The sequence below is a fragment of the Actinoplanes couchii genome, from assembly GCF_016862075.1.
Classification (GTDB): domain Bacteria; phylum Actinomycetota; class Actinomycetes; order Mycobacteriales; family Micromonosporaceae; genus Actinoplanes; species Actinoplanes couchii.
The window spans coordinates 167,587-185,703 of record NZ_BOMG01000035.1 but is presented as its reverse complement, the minus strand read 5'-3'; the positions used below and the strand labels follow the sequence as shown (position 1 = coordinate 185,703).

The window sequence follows — 18,117 nt, the reverse complement described above, 5'->3', positions numbered from 1 at the left end:
GGCCCGTACCCGGCCCGTCACGAGTTGGTTTGGTGCTTATGCGGTGAAGGTCCGGTGAAGGTTGGCCCGTACCGACGCTTTCGGCACCCGCAGTCCGGATGCGGCGGCCAGGTCCGGCGGCGGAACCGGCCGGGCTCGGAGATCTCCACGGCGGCGCCCAGGGTCTCCGGGGTGACACCGTCGAGAAACGCCAGCGCCTGGGCCGTCGCGTAGGCGGTGGCGGCCAGCAGGGTGGCGACCGTCCCGGGCTCGGGCGCGTCGGTCAGTGGCCCCGTCGCGCCCGCCCAGCCCTCGTCTCGCGCCCTGCGATGCAGGTCCAGACAGTTGAGGCAGGGTGCGCCGGACTCCGGCACCAGGGGGCCGACCACGGCGACACCGTCGCGCAGCACCGCGGCCAGGTGGGGCTGCCGTCGGGCGGCGTGCCCGGCGGCGACCAGGGCGGGTGGCTCGTCGTGGGTGAGTTGGATCACCAGGGAGGCCGGGCTGGTCCGCACCGGGTGGACCGAGGTGCCCGGCACCACGCGCAGGACGGCCGCCTCCACGGCGCTCCGCCGGGGCGAGCCGACATCCTGCGGGCCGAGCGGCGAGCCGGTGATCTCGGCCGGACCGACGACGCCGGACAGATCGGGGAAGACGTGGCCGATGCCGGCCTCGGCCAGGGCCACCGCGATCGGGGCGCCGAGCCGGCCCCGGCCGCTGATCACCACCCGGGCCGTCCGGCGGCGGCGGAGCACCCGGGCCGGAGAAGGGTCGCCGGAACCGGCCGAGCGCAGGGCCAGCGCGGCGGCCTCGCAGGTGAGCCGCTGGCGGACGCCGGTCGGCAGGGTTGCCGGGAGCAGCGCCGCGGCGGGCATCACCAGCCCGGCCCGGCGCAGCAGGTCGATCAGGGCGATCGCCTGGTCGGGTGGGACGCCCCGCTCAGCGGCCCGGGCCAGGATCAGTCGCTCCGGGCTGTTGCCGTCGAGCAGGTCGAGGACGCCGGCCGCCCGCGGGTCCGGAAGCTGGATCAGGACGGCGTGCCCGGGGCCGAGCCCCAGTTGCAGCTCCCCCGGATCGCGCCAGACGCGGGCCAGCCCGGGGATCAGGGTGGGCCTGGGTAGTGGTGTCCGGTTCATGCCCCACAGGGTGTCACCGGGAAGCTGCGGAGCGATGATGTTATCCACAGGCCGAAACCGCCCGGCCGGGAGTTGTCCACAGCTTTGGGCGAGTTATCCACAGGCTCCGGTTGACTCAACGTGCCGGAGCGAACACGGTTACGGCTTCAAGGGTGGAGAGGATTACGGCTCTGAGAGCGGAGGCGGTTGCGGTTCCGGGGGTGCAGGCGATTGCGGCTCCGGGGAGAGCGGGTCGGCGACCCACCCTCCCCGGGGCGTGGTCACGCCTTGGCCTTGCCCAGGATCCGGTTCATCGTCGTTCCGCAGACCGGGCACTTGCCCTTGGCCATGTTCATGCCGGTCTTGGAGACGGCGACCTCTCCCTGAAAGTCGCGCTTCTCCTTGCACTTGACGCAGTAGCCGTTGTAAGTGGTGTCGGCCACGGTTCCTCCTCGTTGTTCTCGTCGGCCGCCCGGCCCGGTGCCGGTGGACGGCAGCGGGCGCGGGCCTGCCACGCGGATGTGGCCACCCGTCCGGGGCGGTCACTTACCCAGGTCAGGCCGGTTCCATGTCAGCGCAGCGTCGGCGGTGTCGCCGACGTCGTGAGTGTGCCTGCCCGAAGTTCCCTTTATGGCCGCTTTTGCCGGGACACGCCGACGATTCCCATCGTAAAGGCACAAAACGGACATCCGAGGTGACTGACGACCTGAGTCGACGATGGTCTAGGTTGACGGATGTCATCGATGTTGCCGGTGAGGAAATTTTTTTCGGGTATATGCGGGCGAAGTGCTCATATTCCGCGACCGTCATTGTCCGTACTCTTGCGGTAACAGGGGTCCGGCGGATTAGCGTCTCAACGTGAACCCGAATCTGGGCCGCGCGAGCCGGTAATGGCCCGCGCGCGCAAGCCTGTCGTGGAAGTGCGGCGCAGCCAGCGCCGGCGACGGACGGTGTCCGCCTATCGCGACGGCGAACGAGTCGTGGTGCTCATCCCGGACCGCTTCTCCCGCGCGGAGGAGACGGAGTGGGTGGAGCGCATGCTCGCCCGCCTGGAAGCTCGCGAGGAACGGCTGCGGTGCACCGATGCCGAGCTGCTGGCCCGTGCCCGGCGCCTGACGACCCGGTACCTGGCCGATCACGCCGCGGCGGTGGCCCCGGCGAGTGTGCGATGGGTCACGAACCAGAACGGCCGCTGGGGCTCCTGCACCCCCGACGACGCGACCATAAGGATCTCCCACCGGATCCAGGAGATGCCCGACTGGGTCATCGACTACGTCCTCCTGCACGAACTCGCCCACCTGGTCGTCCCCAGCCACAACGCCCGCTTCTGGGACCTGGTGAACCGCTTCCCCAAGGCCGAACGCGCCCGCGGCTACCTGGAGGGAGTCTCCGCCGCCGGCACCCTGGTGATGGCCGAGTAGGACTGGGTCGCTGACCGAAAAAGCCCACTCGTCGCCCGCACCCGGTGACGATCAGCACAACCATGCGCGACACCGGACCCGCGATTTCCTCCCGGCAGCCGTCGCGCCTCCGGCGGGGTTTGCGGTACGTCCGGAGCACCCCACCGTCACCACAGGTGCTCATCTCGCCGCCGAAGGACCACGCCAGTCCTCACCCACCACCGCGGGCCGCCGTCTCCCGAGTTGGGCCTTGCTGGTGGAGGACCGTGCCGGGCCCGTCCGCGGCAGGGTCGGCGTCTCTCCAGCTTTGCCTCGCTGTTGGAGGGCCACCCGGGCCCCGTCCGCCGGTGCGGGTCGGCGTCTGCCGAGCTTCGCCTTGCTGGTGGAGGGCCGCTCCCGGTCCTGCCCGCGGGAACGGGCCGTTGTCTGCCTGAGTGTTCGCCTTGTCGGTGGAGGGCTGTGGGTCGGGGCTGAGTAGGGTTGCGGCGTGACCCGGCGCGTGGTGGTGGTGATGCTGGTCCCGGTGCCGTGGAGCCCGCCCGGGGTCGACCTGCGGGCCTGGCGTGCCGCGATGGCCGAGGACGTGGTCGACCTGCTGGCCCGGCTGGCCACGGCCGAGGCGGCGATCGCGGCCACCGCCGACGACGTGGCGCTGGCCGAGGAGATCGCCTGGCCGGGTACCCGGATCTACCAGGTGCCGACGCCGACGGTGCTGCCGGTGCTGGCGGCGGCCGCGAAGGACGGTTTCGACGAAGCCGCCGTGATCGCCGGTGACGCTCCGGACGTACCGGGAATGACGCTCGGAAAGCTTTTGCGCCCTTTGGACGGGAAAGCGGTGGCGGTGTCCCCGGCGGGACCGCCCGGTGGCCTGTTCGGTGTCGCGGCCCGGCTGCCGGCACCGGACTGGCTGGCCGACCACGACCTGGACAGCGCCTCGGCCCCATTGCTGCGCAGGACAGCCCCGGCGCCGGGCGAGGTCACCTCGACCCCGCAGTGGCGCCGCCTGCGCGGCCCGGCCGACCTCGCCGGCCTGGACGTGGCCCTGGAGGGCTGGGAGAACACCCGAACCCTCCTGGGCGGCTGACCTCCCGGAAACCCGGAGCACCTCCCGGGAAACCCGGCGCACTTCCTAGGAAACCCGGCGCACCGCGACAGGGCTTCCGGCCTCGCGGCACACCGTGAGATGTGATCTGCGCCCCGACGGCTACGCGCACCGCGAACGGCTGCGGCCTTCTGCCATCGGCGGGTGGGGAAGTGCCGGTGCGGGGTCGCCGAGCGCGGGCGTGCGGCACCCCTGGTGGGCCGGGCACGCACACACCTGGTGGGCCGGCCGGGTCGCGGAAAGCCGGAAGCGCACCGGGAGCGGTCGGGACGGCTCGCGGTGCGCTTCCGGGGTGGTTCAGTCTTCCTTGGGGCCCTCGCCCAGGTTGTCCAGCTCGCTGATGTCCCAGTCGGAACGCCCGCGGGCGAAGGCAGCCGGGTCGGCGAAGTCCTCGTCGGTCGGGAGCAGGTCGGGGTGGTCCCAGAGCGCGTCCCGGCCGGCGGTGCCGCGCTGCTCGGTGACCGCGGACCACAGGGCCCCGGCCTCCCGCAGACGACGAGGTCGCAGCTCCAGGCCGACCAGCGCGGCGAAGGTCTGCTCGGCGGGACCACCGGCGGCCCGGCGGCGGCGGAACGCCTCACCGAGCGCGGCGACCGACGGCAACCTGTCACCGGCGGCGTCGTCCACCACGTGGCCCACCCAGCCCTCGATCAGCGCGAGCGCCGTCTCCAGCCGGGCCAGGCCGGCTTTCTGCTGCGGGGTGTCCTCCGGCGTGAAGATGCCTTCCAGGGCCATGGCCTGCATCGACTCCGGATCGGTCGGGTCGACGCGGCTCATCGCCTCCTCGATCGCCTCCCGGTTCACGGTGATGCCGTTGGCGTACGCCTCGACCGCGCTGAGCACGTGCGCGCGCAGCCACGGGACGTGACCGAACAGGCGCTGGTGTGCGGCCTCGCGCAGAGCGACGTACAACCGGACCTGGTCCTCGGGGAGTTCCAGCCCGTTGCCGTAGGCCTTGATGTTGGACGGGACCAGCGCGGCGGTGCCGGCCGGGCCGAGCGGAAGGCCGATGTCACCGGCCGAGAGGACCTCGGCGGCGAGCTGGCCGAAGGCCTGGCCGAGTTGACCGCCGAAGAGCGCGCCGCCGAGGGTGGCGACCATCGACTGCATCGGGCCCAGCTGGGCCCGGGCCTCCTCGGGGACCAGGTCGCCCATCGCGCCGACCATCCGGCCGGCGATCGGCTCGCACAGCTTCTTCCACACGTCCAGGGTGTTGTAGATCCACTCGTTGCGGTTCCACGCGACGGACTTGCGGATGCCGCTGGGCAGCGAGCACACGGGATCGAGCCAGAGGTCGGCGAGGCGCAGGGCCTCCTCGACCTGATGGCGCTCGAGGATGTTCACCGCCGGGTCGCCGGTCGCCGACAGCTGGCTTGCGGCCACCTGCCGGGCCAGGTCCCAGTTGACCGGGCCACTGCCGGGTGCGGCGAACATCTGCTGCAGCTGCGCCATGAACTGCTGCATCTGCTGCGGGTCGGAGGGGTCGGGCGGCTGAGCGCCCGGCAGGGAGAAGCCGAACGGGATATCAGGCACGTCCCCACGGTACGCGCGAAAAGCCCGTAGCGGACGGAGGGAGGTATCAGCTCAGAGAGAACTCAGACAGGGTGGGTACTCTCACGCGCATGAGACGTCGCGGAGTCACTGTCATCCTCGGCGCCCTGATCACCGCCCTGTTGGCTGCCGGTGTCATGGTCGCACCGATGCCCTACGTGGTGCTCAAGCCCGGGCCCACCGTCGATACCCTCGGCTCGTCCGACGGCACCGAGGTCATCCAGGTCACCAAGGGCGACACCTCGAAATCCACCGGTCAACTGCGTCTCACCACGGTGAACGTGCAGTCACAGGTGGAGCTGGTGTGGGCGATCCGCGGCTGGCTGAGCGACTCCGACGCGGTCGTGCCCCGCGAGTTGATCTATCCGCCGGACCAGAGCGAGAAGCAGGTCCAGGAGCAGAACGCGCAGGAGTGGAAGGCTTCGCAGACCAGCGCCGAGACGGTCGCCCTGCGCGAACTGGGCTATCCGGTGCAGGTTTTCGTGCGGAACGTCACGGCGGGCGGCGCGGCTGAGGGTTCGCTGAAAGCGGATGACGTGATCACCGCGGTGGACGGGACACAGATCACCAAGGCGGGCCAGGTCACCGACCTGGTCCGGGCCAAACCCGCGGGGACCGAGCTGACCATTTCGTACGTCCGGGCAGGCACCGCGGGGACCGCGAAGATCGCCGCCAAGGCCGACCCCAAGGACGGCACCCCCCGGATCGGCATCGAGATCGACACCAAGCAGCCGCACCCGTTCGAGATCAACATCGACCTCGACAAGATCGGCGGGCCGAGCGCCGGCCTGATGTTCTCGCTCGGGATCATCGACAAGATGCGCCCGGAGGACATGACCGGCGGCAAGGTCATCGCGGGCACCGGCACCATCGACGACGACGGCAACGTCGGCGCGATCGGTGGCATCCCGCAGAAACTGAACGGTGCCAAGCGCGACGGCGCCACGCTCTTCCTGGTTCCCAAGGACAACTGCGCGGAGGCGCTGCGCAACACCGTCCCCGGCCTGACCATGGCCGAGGTGGCCACGGTGGACGACGCGCTCACCGCACTCGAGACCTACGTCGCCGGCGGCACACCCAAGCCGTGCACGGCGTCGTGATGCCCACGCCGGTAGTGACGGAGACAGTTCTGCCGCGTATAGCAGTCGGATGCGACACCCTGAGGTGAAACACCGGCCAGACGAAGTGTGGAGCCAACGTTGGTCATGCGTAACAGTCCTCTACCGAGGATGAGCCGGCGCGGTCGCGTCACCGTCGGCGTCCTGGTCGGGGTCTTCATTTTATTCACGCTCCTCGGGTGGGGCATCGACGCGTACACCGACTACCTGTGGTTCGACGAGGTCAAGAAGACGAACGTCTTCTCCGGCGTGCTGCTCACCCAGCTCGTCCTGTTCCTGGTCGTCGGCGCGGCAATGACTCTGGTCGTCGCCGGCAACCTCTACCTGGCGTACCGTCTGCGGCCGCTGCTGCGCCCGCACTCGGCCGAGCAGGCCACCCTGGAGCGTTACCGAATGATCCTGGCGCCCCGTCTGGGCACCTGGATCTCCGTCACCGGTCTGGTCATCGGCTTCTTCGCGGGGCTCTCCGCGATGGGCCGGTGGAGCGACTGGATGCTGTTCCGTAACGGCGGATCCTTCGGGGTCGCCGATCCGGAATTCAAGGTCGACATCTCCTTCTACATCTTCGAGTACCCGATCTGGCGTTACCTGCTCGGTCTCGGCTTCACCGCGGTGGTGCTGTCGGTCCTGGGTTCGCTGGCGGTGCACTACATCTTCGGTGGCGTACGCCTGCAGGGTGTCGGCGACCGGATGACCAGCGCGGCCCGGGCCCACCTGACCTCGTTGGTCGCGATCTTCGTGCTGCTCAAGGCGGTGGCGTACGTCCTGGACCGCCGTGCCCTCCTGCTGGAGCAGCACGTGGACCCGGGGCTGTACGGCGCCGGCTATACCGACATCAACGCGTTGCTGCCGGCCAAGGAGATCCTGGCGTACATCTCGGTGGTCGTGGCCATCGCGATCATCGTCTTCTCCAACGCAGTCATGCGGAACCTGGTCTGGCCCGGTGTCTCGCTGGCCCTGCTCGCCATCTCGGCGGTCGCGATCGGCGGCATCTACCCGCTGGCCGTGCAGAACTTCCAGGTGAAGCCGAGCCTCGCCGAGAAGCAACGGCCATACATCGAAAGATCGATCGATGCCACCAGGGCGGCGTTCGACCTGGAGGGCACCGAGGTCTCGAAGTATCAGGCCAAGAACGAACGGCCTGTCGAATCACTGCCGACCGACGCCAGCGCGCAGAACGTGCGGATCATCGACCCGCAGCTCGTCTCGCAGGCGTTCACCCAGTCCCAGCAGTCCCGTGGTTTCTACGACTTCGGCGAGAAACTGGACGTCGACCGCTACACGATCGACGGCAAGACCCAGGACTACGTGGTCGGCGCCCGGGAGATCGACGACGACAAGCTGACCGCCCAGCAGCGCAACTGGATCAACCGGCACACCGTCTACACCCACGGCTACGGCCTGGTGGCGGCGCCGGCCAACAAGGTCTGCGGCACCGGCCTGCCGTACTTCGCCTCCGGCCTGATCGGCGGCGGCGACAACTCCGGCGCCGGCGCCTGCATCACCCCGACCGAGGCGCTCGAGGCCGAGCAGCCCCGGATCTACTACGGCGAGCAGTCCAGCGAGTACGCGATCGTCGGCCAGGCCGAAGAGGGCCGCAAGGTCGAGTTCGACCGCCCGCAGGACGCCAGCACCAACAGCGGCGAGGTGCTCTACACCTACACCGGTGAGGGCGGCGTCGAGATCGGGTCGTTCTTCCGGCGGCTCGTGTTCGCGATCCACAACACCGAGAGCAACTTCCTGCTCTCCGACGCGGTCAACAGCAACTCCAAGCTGATGTACACGCGTGAGCCCCGCGAGCGGGTGGCCAAGGTCGCGCCGTTCCTGACCATCGACGGCGACCCGTACCCGGCCGTCGTCAACGGGCGGATCACCTGGATCCTCGACGGTTACACGACGGCGAAGACCTACCCGTACGCCCAGAAGATCAACCTGGCCACCGAGACGCGCGACGAACTGACCGGCACCGGCTCCTTCGCCCTCGCCCGGGACGACGTCAACTACATGCGCAACTCGGTCAAGGCGACCGTCGACGCGTACGACGGCACCGTCACGCTCTACGAGTTCGACGACCAGGACCCGGTCCTCAAGGCGTGGAACAAGGCCTTCGGCGGCGACCTGATCGTCCCGAAGGACCGGATCCCGACCGCGCTCGCCGACCACTTCCGCTACCCGGCCGACCTGTTCAAGGTGCAGCGCAACCTGCTCACCAAGTTCCACGTCACCGACCCGCGGACGTTCTTCTCCGGCGACGACTTCTGGCAGGTCCCGAACGCGCCCGACTCCCCGTCGGACGGGTTCCAGCCGCCGTACTACCTGAACGTCAAACTGCCCGAGCAGGACGAGACCCGATTCCAGCTCACCGCCGGCGTGACACCCCTCAACCGGGAGAACATGGCGGCCCTGATCTCGGCGTCCTACGTCGGCGGGCAACCCAGGCTGGAGATCCTCGAACTACCCGACGACACGGTGGTGCCCGGGCCCGTCCAGGTGCACCAGCGGATGGTCAACAACTACAGCGTGTCGCAACAGCTGGCCCTGCTCACCCGCGGCGGCCAGGCGACAGTCCTCTACGGCAACCTGATCTCACTGCCGCTGGCCGACGACATCCTGTACGTCGAACCGGTGTACGTGCGGAGCAGCCAGGCCGGAGCGGCGCCACTGCTGCAGAAGGTGCTGATGTCGTACGGCGACGGCGGCACCTACGTCGTCCTCGAGGACAGCCTGGAAGAGGGCCTGAAAGCCCTCGCCGAACTCGGTAAGACCGGCGCACCCAGCACCGGCACCCCCACCAACCCGGGAACCGGGACGCCGGGCACCACGACACCCACCACACCACCGGCCAACACGCCGCCCGGCGACGTCAGCACCGAACTCGGTGCCGCCGCTGCCGCCATCGACAAGGCCATCGCCGACCTGCGGGCCGCCAAGCAGTCCGGCGACTTCGCGGCGGAGGGCGCGGCCATGAAGGCCCTGGACGACGCCGTCAAGCGTTTCCAGGCCGCCCAGCAGTCCGGGGCGACCCCGGCGGCGTCCGCCAGCCCGAACCCCACCCCGAGCGGGTGACGAGCGTCTCCGGGGGCCGTTTTGCGGCCCCCGGAGACCGTGGGGTAGGGTTTACACATGCCGACGCGGGGTGGAGCAGCTCGGTAGCTCGCTGGGCTCATAACCCAGAGGTCGCAGGTTCAAATCCTGTCCCCGCTACGAGTGCAGAGGGCCTTTGTTCGCGGAAAACGCGAACCGGGGCCCTCTTCGCGTTTCCTGGGGGGCCGAGCCCCCCAGACCCCCGCGTTACGGTGGGCGCTGTTGGTGGCTTGCCGGCGGGCTGTCTCTCGGAATCGGCTGGAGCCGAGCGAAACCTCCCGCCCTGCGACAGCGCGCGCTGAGCACCCGGGGCTTCGAGGCAGTCCGAAAGACAACCCGTCAGCAATCGACGACAGCATTCACCAAGACGCAGACGTTGAGGGGCCCGCGGGATTGAGGGCCCTTCGACGTTTGTGGGGGTTATTGGGTTAGCTTGTTTTGGCCGGCGCCTCCGTAGAGGGTGTCGTTGCCGGGGCCGCCTACCAAGGTGTCGTTGCCTGAGGCTCCGTAGAGGGTGTCGTTGCCGGGGCCGCCCAGCAGGAGGTCGTTGCCGATTCCGCCGGAGATCACGTCGTCGCTGTCGGGGGCGTTGCCGTTCAGGGTGCCGCCGATCAAGGTGTCGTTGCCTCGCTGGCCGTAGATGTGGTCCTTGCCGGGGCCGCCCTCGATCTTGTCGTTGCCCCGGCCGCCGAACAGGTGGTCGTCGCCGTTGCCGCCCTGCACGTCGTCGACCCCGTCGTCACCGTTGAGGGTGTCGTTGCCGGGGCCGCCGAAGACGGTGTCGTTGCCGGTGCCACCGTGGATGTAGTCGGTGACCGAACCACCCCGCAGGAAGTCGTTGCCGGGGCCGCCGTCGGCCACCAGGCGGGTTGCGCTGCGGTTGGTGACCGTGTCGTTCCTGTCGCCCAGCTTCACGCTGATCTGGGTGGGCTTGCCGGACGTGGTGCACTTGATCTTGGTCTTGTCGCCCTTGACCGCTTTGCAGCCCCGGCCGGGCCTGATCGCCACCTTGTCGTCGAGCGTGACGGTTCGGCCGGAGATGGTGATGACCAGGGAGTTGGCCTGACCGGAGGCGGCGGTGAACGTGACGTAGGCACCTTTGGCACCGGCCACCCTTGCCGTGGCGGCGGTGGCGGCGGTGGCGGCCTGCGCCGGCGAGGCGAACAGGGCCACACCGGCGGTCGCTGCCATGGCCGCAGCCCCGACGGCCGCCATTCTCTTACGGCTGAACGTGAACATCTGATCCCCCGGATCGTCGTCATTCGTCGACCGGAGCCTATATAGACGACGCTCCCCATAACTCCTGGTTCAGTGTCACCCAGGTGGCCGGGAACAGCCCATCCCGTAAACAACCCGCGACGCCCATCCCGGCGGCAAGCCGGCGACCACGCGAGGCCTGGCCATCACCCGCCGGCAAGCCGCCAGCAGCGCCCACCGTGACGCGGGGGTCTGGGGGGCTCGGCCCCCCAGGAAACGCGAAGAGGGCCCCGGTTCGCGTTTTCCGCGAACAAAGGCCCTCTGCACTCGTAGCGGGGACAGGATTTGAACCTGCGACCTCTGGGTTATGAGCCCAGCGAGCTACCGAGCTGCTCCACCCCGCGTCGGTATGTGTAAACCCTACCGCACGGTCTCCGCGTACTGCAAAACGGGGCCTGCTTCAGGGGTCTGGGTGCTGTTTTCCCAGTTCAGAGAGAAGGCCCCGGCGGGATTCGCCGGGGCCTTCTCTTCTTGGGTCCGGGTTGTCAGCAGGTGGTGTAGCCCTTGCCGGGCTTGGTCCACTTGCAGGTGTCGATCTGCTTGTTCTTGTCGGTTCGCAGGTAGGCGGTGTCGCCGCTGTTGTTCCAGACGTGGTACTTCTTGCCCCAGTAGCGGGTGGCCGTGGTGTTGGTGCCCTTGCCGGTCCGGACCACGACGCTCTTGCCGGCCGCCAGGGTGTAGTTGGTGGTGAAGCGGTACAGGTTGCCGGCGGCGTCCTTCACCGTCCAGCTCTTCAGGTTGATGGACTTCTTCGTCTTGTTGGTCAGACGGAAGTACTCACCGTTGATGCTCGTGTTGGTCTTCCTGTCCACGCCGGGCGCGTTGTACTGGATCCGGGTGAACTGGACCGAACCCGCCGCGGGGCCGGACGGCGCCGGGGTCGTCGGCTTCGGAGTGGTCGGCTTCGGCGTGGGCGACGAGGACGGCGAGCTGGAGCTCGGGCGCGGCGTCGGTGACGTCGAGGAGGCCGACGGGCGCGGCGTCGGCGAGGAGGTCGCCGGCGGCGGGGTCACCGTGCCGGTGTCGTAGACCGGGGTGGGCAGCGGGTTGCCCGGCGGGGTGCCGTTGCCGGCGCCGTTGCCGGCGGGCTGGTTCTCCGAGTAGTTGGCGACGATGTAGTTGGACTGGTCGGCCCAGTTGGTGTCGTCGCCCTGGAGGAACGCGCGGTAGTACGACGTGCCGGACGGCTGGCTGCCGACCGATCCGGTGTAGGTGGCGGCGTTGCCGACCTGCACGGTGGCGCCGGAGGCGATGGTGCTCCAGCCGCCGGACGTCGAGTAGCGCTGGATCGCCACGGGCAGGCCGGGCTGCGACGGGTCGGCGTTGACCGAGAAGTTCACTGTGCCGTTGCTCGCGGTCACGTTGAGGTCGGCCTTGACGCGCAGGGCGGCCTTACGGATCTGCGAGTAGCCGTCGGCGGTGCCGACCATGAACACGTGCCCGGAGTCGAGGTCCCGCGAGATGGTCCACCGGCCGCTGGAGTTGGCCGTCGTGGTGACGTAGCCACCGGTCGTGTAGTTGTTCGCCCGCTCCTGGGCGAGACGCGACTGGCTGTAGTTGTAGCCCCAGACATAGGCGTACTCGTACAGATTCACTGTCGCGTTCGGCTCGGCGGTTCCGCTCAATGTGACCGGACCGAAACCGGTGCGGAGCGGGACGATGTCGAACGTCGGTGCGGTGGCGGCTGATGCCGAAGCGGTCGGGAACAGCAGTGCCGTGCCCGCGAGGAGTGAGCCGACCGCGGCGCTCACGCCGAGATTCTTTTTCGGTCGTACGTGCATTGAATGGTCCTCCGTCATGGGGCAGCGTCCGGCACCCGCATCGGTATTGAACGCCGACGTTATCGGGATCGACCTGCAAGGTCATCGTCTTCCCGTCTGGGCACCCTACCCGCAGGTGCCACCCCATGTGGTCTCTCTCGGCGGCCCGTGAGGAATATTGCAGTGGACGGTGCCGGTAAAGTTACGCACGGCGATTTCGGTCATCGGCCGCATTTCGTCGGAGCAAGCGCCGAACACGAAACCAACAGCTAATACGGAACCGGATAAATGACCGAACTCGCTGCCGATTGTTCCCGGTGTGCCGCCCTCTGTTGTGTGGCGCCCGCTTTCTCGAAGTCGTCCGATTTCGCCGTCGACAAGCCGGCGGGGCGGGCCTGCCGGAATCTGGGTGACGACTTTCGGTGCACGGTCCACGAGAAGCTGATTCCGCTCGGTTTTCCCGGTTGTGTGGTGTTCGTCTGTTTCGGGGCGGGGCAGCGCATCACACGGGAGCGCGGTGGCGACTGGCGGTCGGACCGGGCGGTGGCGGCGGAGATGTTCGCGGCGCTCCCGGTGGTGCGGCAGCTGCACGAGCTGATGTGGTACCTGACCGAGGCGCTGAAGCTGGACGAGACCCGGCGGCTGCACCCGAAACTACGTGTCGCGCTGGCGGAGACCGACGCCCTGGCCGGAACCCCGGATCCGCGGAAACTGGATCTGGACTCGTACCGCAGGAAGGTCGTGCCGTTGTTGCGCCGTGCCAGTGCGGCGGCCCGCAGCGGGCACCGCGGCCCGGACCACAGCGGAGCTCATCTGATCGGGCGCCGGATGCGGGGCGCGGATCTGCGCGGGGCGAGTTTCCGGGGTGCGCTCCTGATCGGCGCCGATCTGCGCGACACGGATCTGCGGCGGGCCGACTTCACCGGCGCCGACATGCGCGGCACGGATCTGCGGGGCGCGAATCTAAACGGGGTTCTGTTCCTTACCTCGTCACAGTTGCGTGCCGCGGTGACCGACCCCGATCAGCCCTAGGATGAGCGGATGCAGCCGGTGTCCGGTGTGGTGTGGGTCCTGACCGTCGTAGCGATCGTCGCTCTACTGCTTTTCGACTTCTATTTCCATGTGCGGCGGGCGCACATCCCGACGTTGCCGGAGGCGGCGCGCTGGTCGGCGATCTACATCGCGATCGCGCTCCTGTTCGGAGCCGGGCTGTGGGTGTTCGGTGGCTCCACGATGGGCGCCGAGTACTTCGCGGGCTACGTCACCGAGAAGGCGTTGTCGGTCGACAACCTTTTCGTCTTCCTGCTGCTGATGGGCAGTTTCAAGGTGCCCCGCGCCGATCAGCAGAAGGTGCTGCTGTTCGGCATCGTCTTCTCGCTGCTGGCCCGGACCGGGTTCATCCTGCTCGGCGCGGCGCTGATCAATCGGTTCGCCTGGGTGTTCTACCTGTTCGGGCTGATCCTGCTGATCACCGCGGGCAACCTGCTGAAGGGCAAGAGCGACGAGGACGAGGCGCCGGACAACTTCGTGATCCGGCTGGCCCGGCGGTTCCTGCGGACCTCGGACACGTACGACGGGGACAAGCTCTTCACCGTGCAGGACGGCAAGCGGGTGCTGACCCCGATGCTGCTGGTGATGGTGGCGATCGGCGGCACCGACATCCTGTTCGCGCTGGACTCGATCCCGGCGATCTACGGGCTCACCCAGAACGTCTACCTGGTCTTCACCGCCACCGCGTTCTCCCTGCTCGGGCTCCGGCAGCTGTACTTCCTGATCGACGGCCTGCTGGACCGGCTGGTGTTCCTGTCGTACGGGCTGGCCGCGATCCTGGCCCTGATCGGCGTGAAGCTGACCCTGCACGCGCTGCACGAGAACAACGTGCCGTTCATCAACGACGGTGAGCACGTGAACGTGATCGAGATCCCGACCGCCGCGTCACTCGGGTTCATCATCGGTGTCCTGGTGATCACCGTGGTCGCGTCGCTGCTCAGCCCGAAGGGCCGGGCCAAGACCGCGATGGCCGCGGCGCGCCGGCACGCCAACGAGTTCCTCGACATCGAGACCGATCCGGCCTACTGCGACGAGATCTATCACCGGCTCCAGGTGGAGGAGCGGCGCATCGCCGAGCTGCCGGAGAAGTACAAGCGGCGGGTCCGCCAGCAGGCCGAGCTGATGGAGTTGCTGGACCGCGCGCACCGGGTGCACGAGGAGCGGGTCGCCGCCGGGCACTGTTTCGTCCCGGCGACGACGTAAGTAAGTAGAAAGCTCAGCGGTCCAGGAACTGGGAGAGGTTCGCGCCCCGCCCGTTGTCCGGTTCCTGCGAGACCAGGTTCGCCACCCGCGCGGCCAGGCTCGCCGCCCGGGACGCCAGATCGGGCTCCTCGTGCAGGGCCTGCTCGGCGCGCATGGCCTGTTCGGCGCGGAGCGCATCGGCTTCGACCCCGGGCCGTTCCGAGTGCGGGCCGGAGACCGGCGCGATCGGGGCCACCGGCTCATCGATCTCGGGGGCCGGCACCGGCACCGCGCCGAGCAGCGACACGGTCTGGCCCTCGCCACCCTGGTAGTTGCTGAACTCCGGCCCTATCACCAGCCGGGACAGCATCCGGGCCTGCGGCGCGGGCACCCCGATCAGGTCGGCGTTCTCCACCCGGAACCGGGCGATCGCCTGCCGCAGCGTGTTGGCCAGGTGGTCGGCGGCGCTGACCTTGCTCAGGTCGCCACCGGCGACGACGAGCGCCGGGAAGGTGCCGTCGGGCCCGTTGCAGACGAGCTGGATCTGGGTGACCGTGGCGTTGCGGCCGGTCTCCCGGTTCCCCGGTTGCACCCGTAGATGTTGTGGCCACAGCCAGAACAGCTCACCACTACTCTGCGCGTCCCCGTTGTCGTATGAGTAACGAACACGGCGGTCCGTGACGACGACCTGGGTCTCCTCCGGCAGGGTCCAGCGCGGCAGCGAGGACGCCTCGTCGAACGCGTACTCGGCGACGGCGCAGCTGCCCTGCCAGAGGACCCGCTCACCGCCGTCCAGCGGTCCGAGGTCCATGCCCGCGGGGGACAGGAAGTGCTGGTGGAACATGGATGCCTTCCCCGTGCTCGCCACGAACGGAAACTCGCGGCCGCCTCGATTACAACGTGCTACCGACGGCGTCGCCAGTCACTGGGCGCGGATCACACCTCGACTCGGGAAAACGACACAGGACGGTAACCAAGGTTGTACCTTCAGCCTATTCAGTAATTACTTTCGGTTACTGAAGAGGTTGTCTGGTGGTAATGGTGAGGGTACCGCCGTCGCGTCCGGCACGGGGGCCACCCCGCCGGTGAAGCGATCCAGGTCGGTCTCCACCCGGCCCGGGAACCAGTCGCCCGCGGCCCGCCGGGACAACTCGGCGACCGGCGGCGCGATCCGGCCGGCGACCACCACCAGATTGCCGAACCGGCGGCCGCGCAGCACACCGGCGTCGGCCACCAGACACGCCTCCGGCAGCGCCGCCCGGATCGTGGCGACCTGGGCGCGGGCGTACTTCAGCGGCGGGCCGTCGGCCACGTTCGCGATCAGCATGCCGGCCGGGGCCAGCACCCGCGCGGCCTGCTGGGCGAACTCGGCGGAGGCCAGGTGGGCGGGGGTGCGGGAGCCGGCGAAGACGTCCAGGATCACCACGTCGTACCCGGCGTCGCGCATGCCCTCCACCGCGGCCCGGGCGTCGGCGACCCGGACCCGGATGCCGGCCCGCTCGGGCAGCGGCAGCTCCCGGCGCACCATCTCGACCAGCGGGCCGTCGATCTCGACCACCCGCTGTGCCGAGCCGGGCCGGGTGGCCGCCACGTAGCGCGGCAGGGTGAGCGCGCCGCCGCCGAGGTGCAGCACCCGCAGCGGCTGCCCGGCCGGCGCGGCCAGGTCGATCGCCGAGGCCATCCGCCGGATGTACTCGAACTCCAGATGGGTGGGGTCGGCCAGATCGACGTGCGACTGCGGGGCGCCGTCCAGCAGCAGCGTCCACGCGGTGTCCCGATCGGGGTCGGGCACCAGTTCGGCCGTCCCGGAAGCCACCGTCTCCACGGTCCGTCGTGCCGACCTTCGCTGTGCCATCCGGCCAGTATCCGGGTAGCGATCCGGTTGCCTCCAAGGGGAAGGGTAGCGATCCGGTTGCCCCGGGCGGGGAACCCACAAGTCACAGCGGTAACGACCGACCTTTGCCGGCGTGAAGACGATGACGCGCCGGACCGTGGTGGGCTCGACCGCTGCCGTGGGGGTGGCCGCCGTGGTGACCACCGGGACGCCCACCGCCGCCGTGGCCGCCGCGGCCGATCCGTCGCCGGCGACGTTCCTGCCCGCCGACCCGCTGCTGCACCTGCTGCGCCGGGCCACGTTCGGGCCGAGCCCGTCGTCGATCGCCGAGATCCGCAAGCTGGGCGCGGCGGCCTGGCTGGAGCGTCAGCTGAACCCGTCGAAGATCGACGACCGGGTGGCCGACGGCCTGGTCGCCCGGCTGCCGCTGGCCCGGCTGTCGACAGCCGAGATCCGGGCCCGGGTGGCCGCCGGGTCGCTCAAGCAGTACTCGTGGGATCCGATGTGGCAGCTCGGCTTCGCCGCGGTGGCCCGGTCGATCTGGAGCGAGCGGCAGCTGTTCGAGGTGATGGCCGACTTCTGGAGCAACCACCTCAACGTGACCTGCCCGCACGGTGACGTCTGGGACAGCCGGATCGACTACGACACCATGATCCGCCGGTACGCGCTGGGCAAGTTCTCGGACCTGCTGAAGGCGTCGGCGCGCCACCCGGCGATGCTCACCTACCTGGACAACAGGTACTCCAGCAAGGCCGCCCCGAACGAGAACTACGGCCGTGAGCTGCTGGAACTGCACACCGTGGGCCGGGAAGGCTACACCGAGGCCGACGTCAAGGACGCGGCGCGCCTGCTCACCGGGCTGACGGTCGACACCAAAACCGGCGCTTTCCGGTACGACGGAGCACAGCACGCCACCGGCGCTGTCCGGGTGCTCTCCTTCCGGCACGCCAACGCCACCGCGGCCGGTGGTGAGGCGGCCGCCGTCGCGCTGCTGGACCACCTGGCGACGCACCCGCTGACCGCCCGCCGGATCGTCACCAAGCTGTGCGTCCGTTTCGTCTCCGACACCCCGCCGGACAGCCTGGTCACCGCCCTGGTGAAGGTGTACCTGGACAACCGGACGGCGATCGTGCCGGTGCTGCGCGCGCTGTTCACCTCGGCGGAGTTCGCCGCGTCGATCGGGGCCAAGTGCCGGACCCCGCTGGAGGACCTGGCGGCGACCGTGCGGACCCTCGGCTACGGCCCGGCGACCGGTGGGACCAAGTTCCTGGAGAGCCTCTACTGGATGGCCCGGGACGCCGGGCAGGCGCCGCTGGGCTGGGCGCCGCCGAACGGCTATCCGGACGTCGCCGCGGCCTGGGCGTCCCCGTCCGGTCTGCTGGTCCGGTGGAACTTCCACCTGAACATCGCGGCCGGGTGGTGGCCGGACACGCTGGTCAAGCCGGCGAACCTGGCGACCGGGATGGTCGGGGCGCTGCCCGCCACGTACGGGGCGCTGATCGAGCGGACCGCCGTCCGGCTGGCCGGAATCGCGCCTACCGCGAAGCAGATCGAGGCACTTGCCGATTTCTACGGCAAGACCCCGGCGTCGCCGTTGAAGGCGAACGATCCGGCGGCCGGCTGGATGTACCCGTACCTGATGGGGATGATCTTGAATGCCCCGTCCTTCGCGTTGAGGTGAACGG

General features: G+C 69.3%; 13 protein-coding genes, 2 tRNA genes and 1 pseudogene. 8 read left to right on the top strand and 8 right to left on the bottom strand.

Translation table 11 applies throughout. The features are described from left to right. Window positions 1–17: 17 nt before the first annotated feature. Both Aco03nite_RS12100 and Aco03nite_RS12095 read right to left on the bottom strand, forming a co-directional pair. Window positions 18–1,115: a hypothetical protein gene (locus Aco03nite_RS12100; RefSeq protein WP_203795164.1), complete on the bottom strand. Its 1,098-nt coding sequence runs from the start codon at window positions 1,113–1,115 to the stop codon at window positions 18–20. A 260-nt stretch (window positions 1,116–1,375) separates the two neighbouring features. Further along, window positions 1,376–1,537 carry a DUF5679 domain-containing protein gene (locus tag Aco03nite_RS12095; RefSeq protein WP_172890699.1) on the bottom strand — a complete coding sequence of 54 codons (162 nt, stop codon included), beginning with the start codon at window positions 1,535–1,537 and terminating at the stop codon, window positions 1,376–1,378. Between the two features lie 447 nt (window positions 1,538–1,984). On the opposite strand from Aco03nite_RS12095, the gene Aco03nite_RS12090 reads away from it, so the two are divergent. Both Aco03nite_RS12090 and Aco03nite_RS12085 read left to right on the top strand, forming a co-directional pair. Beyond that, window positions 1,985–2,515, top strand: coding sequence for a M48 metallopeptidase family protein (locus Aco03nite_RS12090; protein ID WP_203795129.1), 531 nt, complete (start codon window positions 1,985–1,987; stop codon window positions 2,513–2,515). 490 nt (window positions 2,516–3,005) lie between these two features. Then, window positions 3,006–3,578 carry a hypothetical protein gene (locus Aco03nite_RS12085; protein WP_425544595.1) on the top strand — a complete coding sequence of 191 codons (573 nt, stop codon included), beginning with the start codon at window positions 3,006–3,008 and terminating at the stop codon, window positions 3,576–3,578. A gap of 315 nt (window positions 3,579–3,893) precedes the next feature. Here the strand turns inward: Aco03nite_RS12085 and Aco03nite_RS12080 are convergent, their stop codons facing one another. After that, window positions 3,894–5,060 (bottom strand): zinc-dependent metalloprotease, encoded by a 1,167-nt coding sequence (locus Aco03nite_RS12080; RefSeq protein ID WP_507762612.1) that lies wholly within the window; start codon window positions 5,058–5,060, stop codon window positions 3,894–3,896. 158 nt (window positions 5,061–5,218) lie between these two features. Between Aco03nite_RS12080 and Aco03nite_RS12075 the strand changes: the two genes are divergently transcribed. The 3 genes from Aco03nite_RS12075 to Aco03nite_RS12065 all read left to right on the top strand — a co-directional run bounded on the left by Aco03nite_RS12075 (window position 5,219) and on the right by Aco03nite_RS12065 (window position 9,469). Further along, entirely contained in the window at window positions 5,219–6,247 is a 1,029-nt protein-coding gene (locus tag Aco03nite_RS12075) for a YlbL family protein (protein ID WP_203795126.1), read from the top strand. A gap of 129 nt (window positions 6,248–6,376) precedes the next feature. After that, on the top strand, window positions 6,377–9,331 hold the full coding sequence (locus tag Aco03nite_RS12070) for a UPF0182 family membrane protein (RefSeq protein WP_373872596.1): 2,955 nt from the start codon (window positions 6,377–6,379) through the stop codon (window positions 9,329–9,331). A gap of 64 nt (window positions 9,332–9,395) precedes the next feature. Next, window positions 9,396–9,469, top strand: a tRNA-Met gene (locus Aco03nite_RS12065). A gap of 300 nt (window positions 9,470–9,769) precedes the next feature. On the opposite strand, the gene Aco03nite_RS12060 is transcribed toward Aco03nite_RS12065, so the two are convergent. The 3 genes from Aco03nite_RS12060 to Aco03nite_RS12050 form a co-directional block, all read right to left on the bottom strand. Then, on the bottom strand, window positions 9,770–10,540 hold the full coding sequence (locus Aco03nite_RS12060; RefSeq protein WP_203795124.1) for a calcium-binding protein: 771 nt from the start codon (window positions 10,538–10,540) through the stop codon (window positions 9,770–9,772). 336 nt (window positions 10,541–10,876) lie between these two features. Continuing rightward, a tRNA-Met gene (locus Aco03nite_RS12055) sits at window positions 10,877–10,950 on the bottom strand. A gap of 141 nt (window positions 10,951–11,091) precedes the next feature. After that, a complete protein-coding gene (locus tag Aco03nite_RS12050) occupies window positions 11,092–12,357 on the bottom strand; it encodes a lamin tail domain-containing protein (RefSeq protein ID WP_239145080.1) in 1,266 nt (421 codons plus the stop codon). A 297-nt stretch (window positions 12,358–12,654) separates the two neighbouring features. On the opposite strand from Aco03nite_RS12050, the gene Aco03nite_RS12045 reads away from it, so the two are divergent. Further along, window positions 12,655–13,398, top strand: coding sequence for a pentapeptide repeat-containing protein (locus tag Aco03nite_RS12045; protein ID WP_203795123.1), 744 nt, complete (start codon window positions 12,655–12,657; stop codon window positions 13,396–13,398). Window positions 13,399–13,416: 18 nt separating this feature from the next. After that, window positions 13,417–14,397, top strand: a pseudogene (locus Aco03nite_RS12040) (TerC family protein); the annotation flags it as partial. A 235-nt stretch (window positions 14,398–14,632) separates the two neighbouring features. On the opposite strand, the gene Aco03nite_RS12035 reads toward Aco03nite_RS12040, so the two are convergent. Further along, a complete protein-coding gene (locus tag Aco03nite_RS12035) occupies window positions 14,633–15,442 on the bottom strand; it encodes a translation initiation factor 2 (RefSeq protein WP_203795121.1) in 810 nt (269 codons plus the stop codon). Window positions 15,443–15,601: 159 nt separating this feature from the next. Next, window positions 15,602–16,453: a spermidine synthase gene (locus Aco03nite_RS12030; RefSeq protein WP_203795120.1), complete on the bottom strand. Its 852-nt coding sequence runs from the start codon at window positions 16,451–16,453 to the stop codon at window positions 15,602–15,604. Between the two features lie 121 nt (window positions 16,454–16,574). On the opposite strand from Aco03nite_RS12030, the gene Aco03nite_RS12025 reads away from it, so the two are divergent. Further along, the gene (locus Aco03nite_RS12025; RefSeq protein WP_203795162.1) at window positions 16,575–18,113 is read left to right on the top strand and encodes a DUF1800 domain-containing protein; all 1,539 of its coding nucleotides are present in this window, start codon (window positions 16,575–16,577) and stop codon (window positions 18,111–18,113) included. Window positions 18,114–18,117 lie beyond the last annotated feature (4 nt).

What these genes read in the sequence shown, in the direction of transcription:
- Aco03nite_RS12100 (WP_203795164.1), bottom strand. Translation starts at nt 1,115, where the DNA reads ATGAACCGGACACCACTACCCAGGCCCACCCTGATCCCCGGGCTGGCC.
- Aco03nite_RS12090 (WP_203795129.1), top strand. Translation starts at nt 1,985, where the DNA reads ATGGCCCGCGCGCGCAAGCCTGTCGTGGAAGTGCGGCGCAGCCAGCGC.
- Aco03nite_RS12085 (WP_425544595.1), top strand. Translation starts at nt 3,006, where the DNA reads ATGCTGGTCCCGGTGCCGTGGAGCCCGCCCGGGGTCGACCTGCGGGCC.
- Aco03nite_RS12080 (WP_507762612.1), bottom strand. Translation starts at nt 5,060, where the DNA reads ATGCAGCAGTTCATGGCGCAGCTGCAGCAGATGTTCGCCGCACCCGGC.
- Aco03nite_RS12075 (WP_203795126.1), top strand. Translation starts at nt 5,219, where the DNA reads ATGAGACGTCGCGGAGTCACTGTCATCCTCGGCGCCCTGATCACCGCC.
- Aco03nite_RS12070 (WP_373872596.1), top strand. Translation starts at nt 6,377, where the DNA reads ATGAGCCGGCGCGGTCGCGTCACCGTCGGCGTCCTGGTCGGGGTCTTC.
- Aco03nite_RS12060 (WP_203795124.1), bottom strand. Translation starts at nt 10,540, where the DNA reads ATGGCAGCGACCGCCGGTGTGGCCCTGTTCGCCTCGCCGGCGCAGGCC.
- Aco03nite_RS12045 (WP_203795123.1), top strand. Translation starts at nt 12,655, where the DNA reads ATGACCGAACTCGCTGCCGATTGTTCCCGGTGTGCCGCCCTCTGTTGT.
- Aco03nite_RS12035 (WP_203795121.1), bottom strand. Translation starts at nt 15,442, where the DNA reads ATGTTCCACCAGCACTTCCTGTCCCCCGCGGGCATGGACCTCGGACCG.
- Aco03nite_RS12030 (WP_203795120.1), bottom strand. Translation starts at nt 16,453, where the DNA reads ATGGCACAGCGAAGGTCGGCACGACGGACCGTGGAGACGGTGGCTTCC.
- Aco03nite_RS12025 (WP_203795162.1), top strand. Translation starts at nt 16,575, where the DNA reads ATGACGCGCCGGACCGTGGTGGGCTCGACCGCTGCCGTGGGGGTGGCC.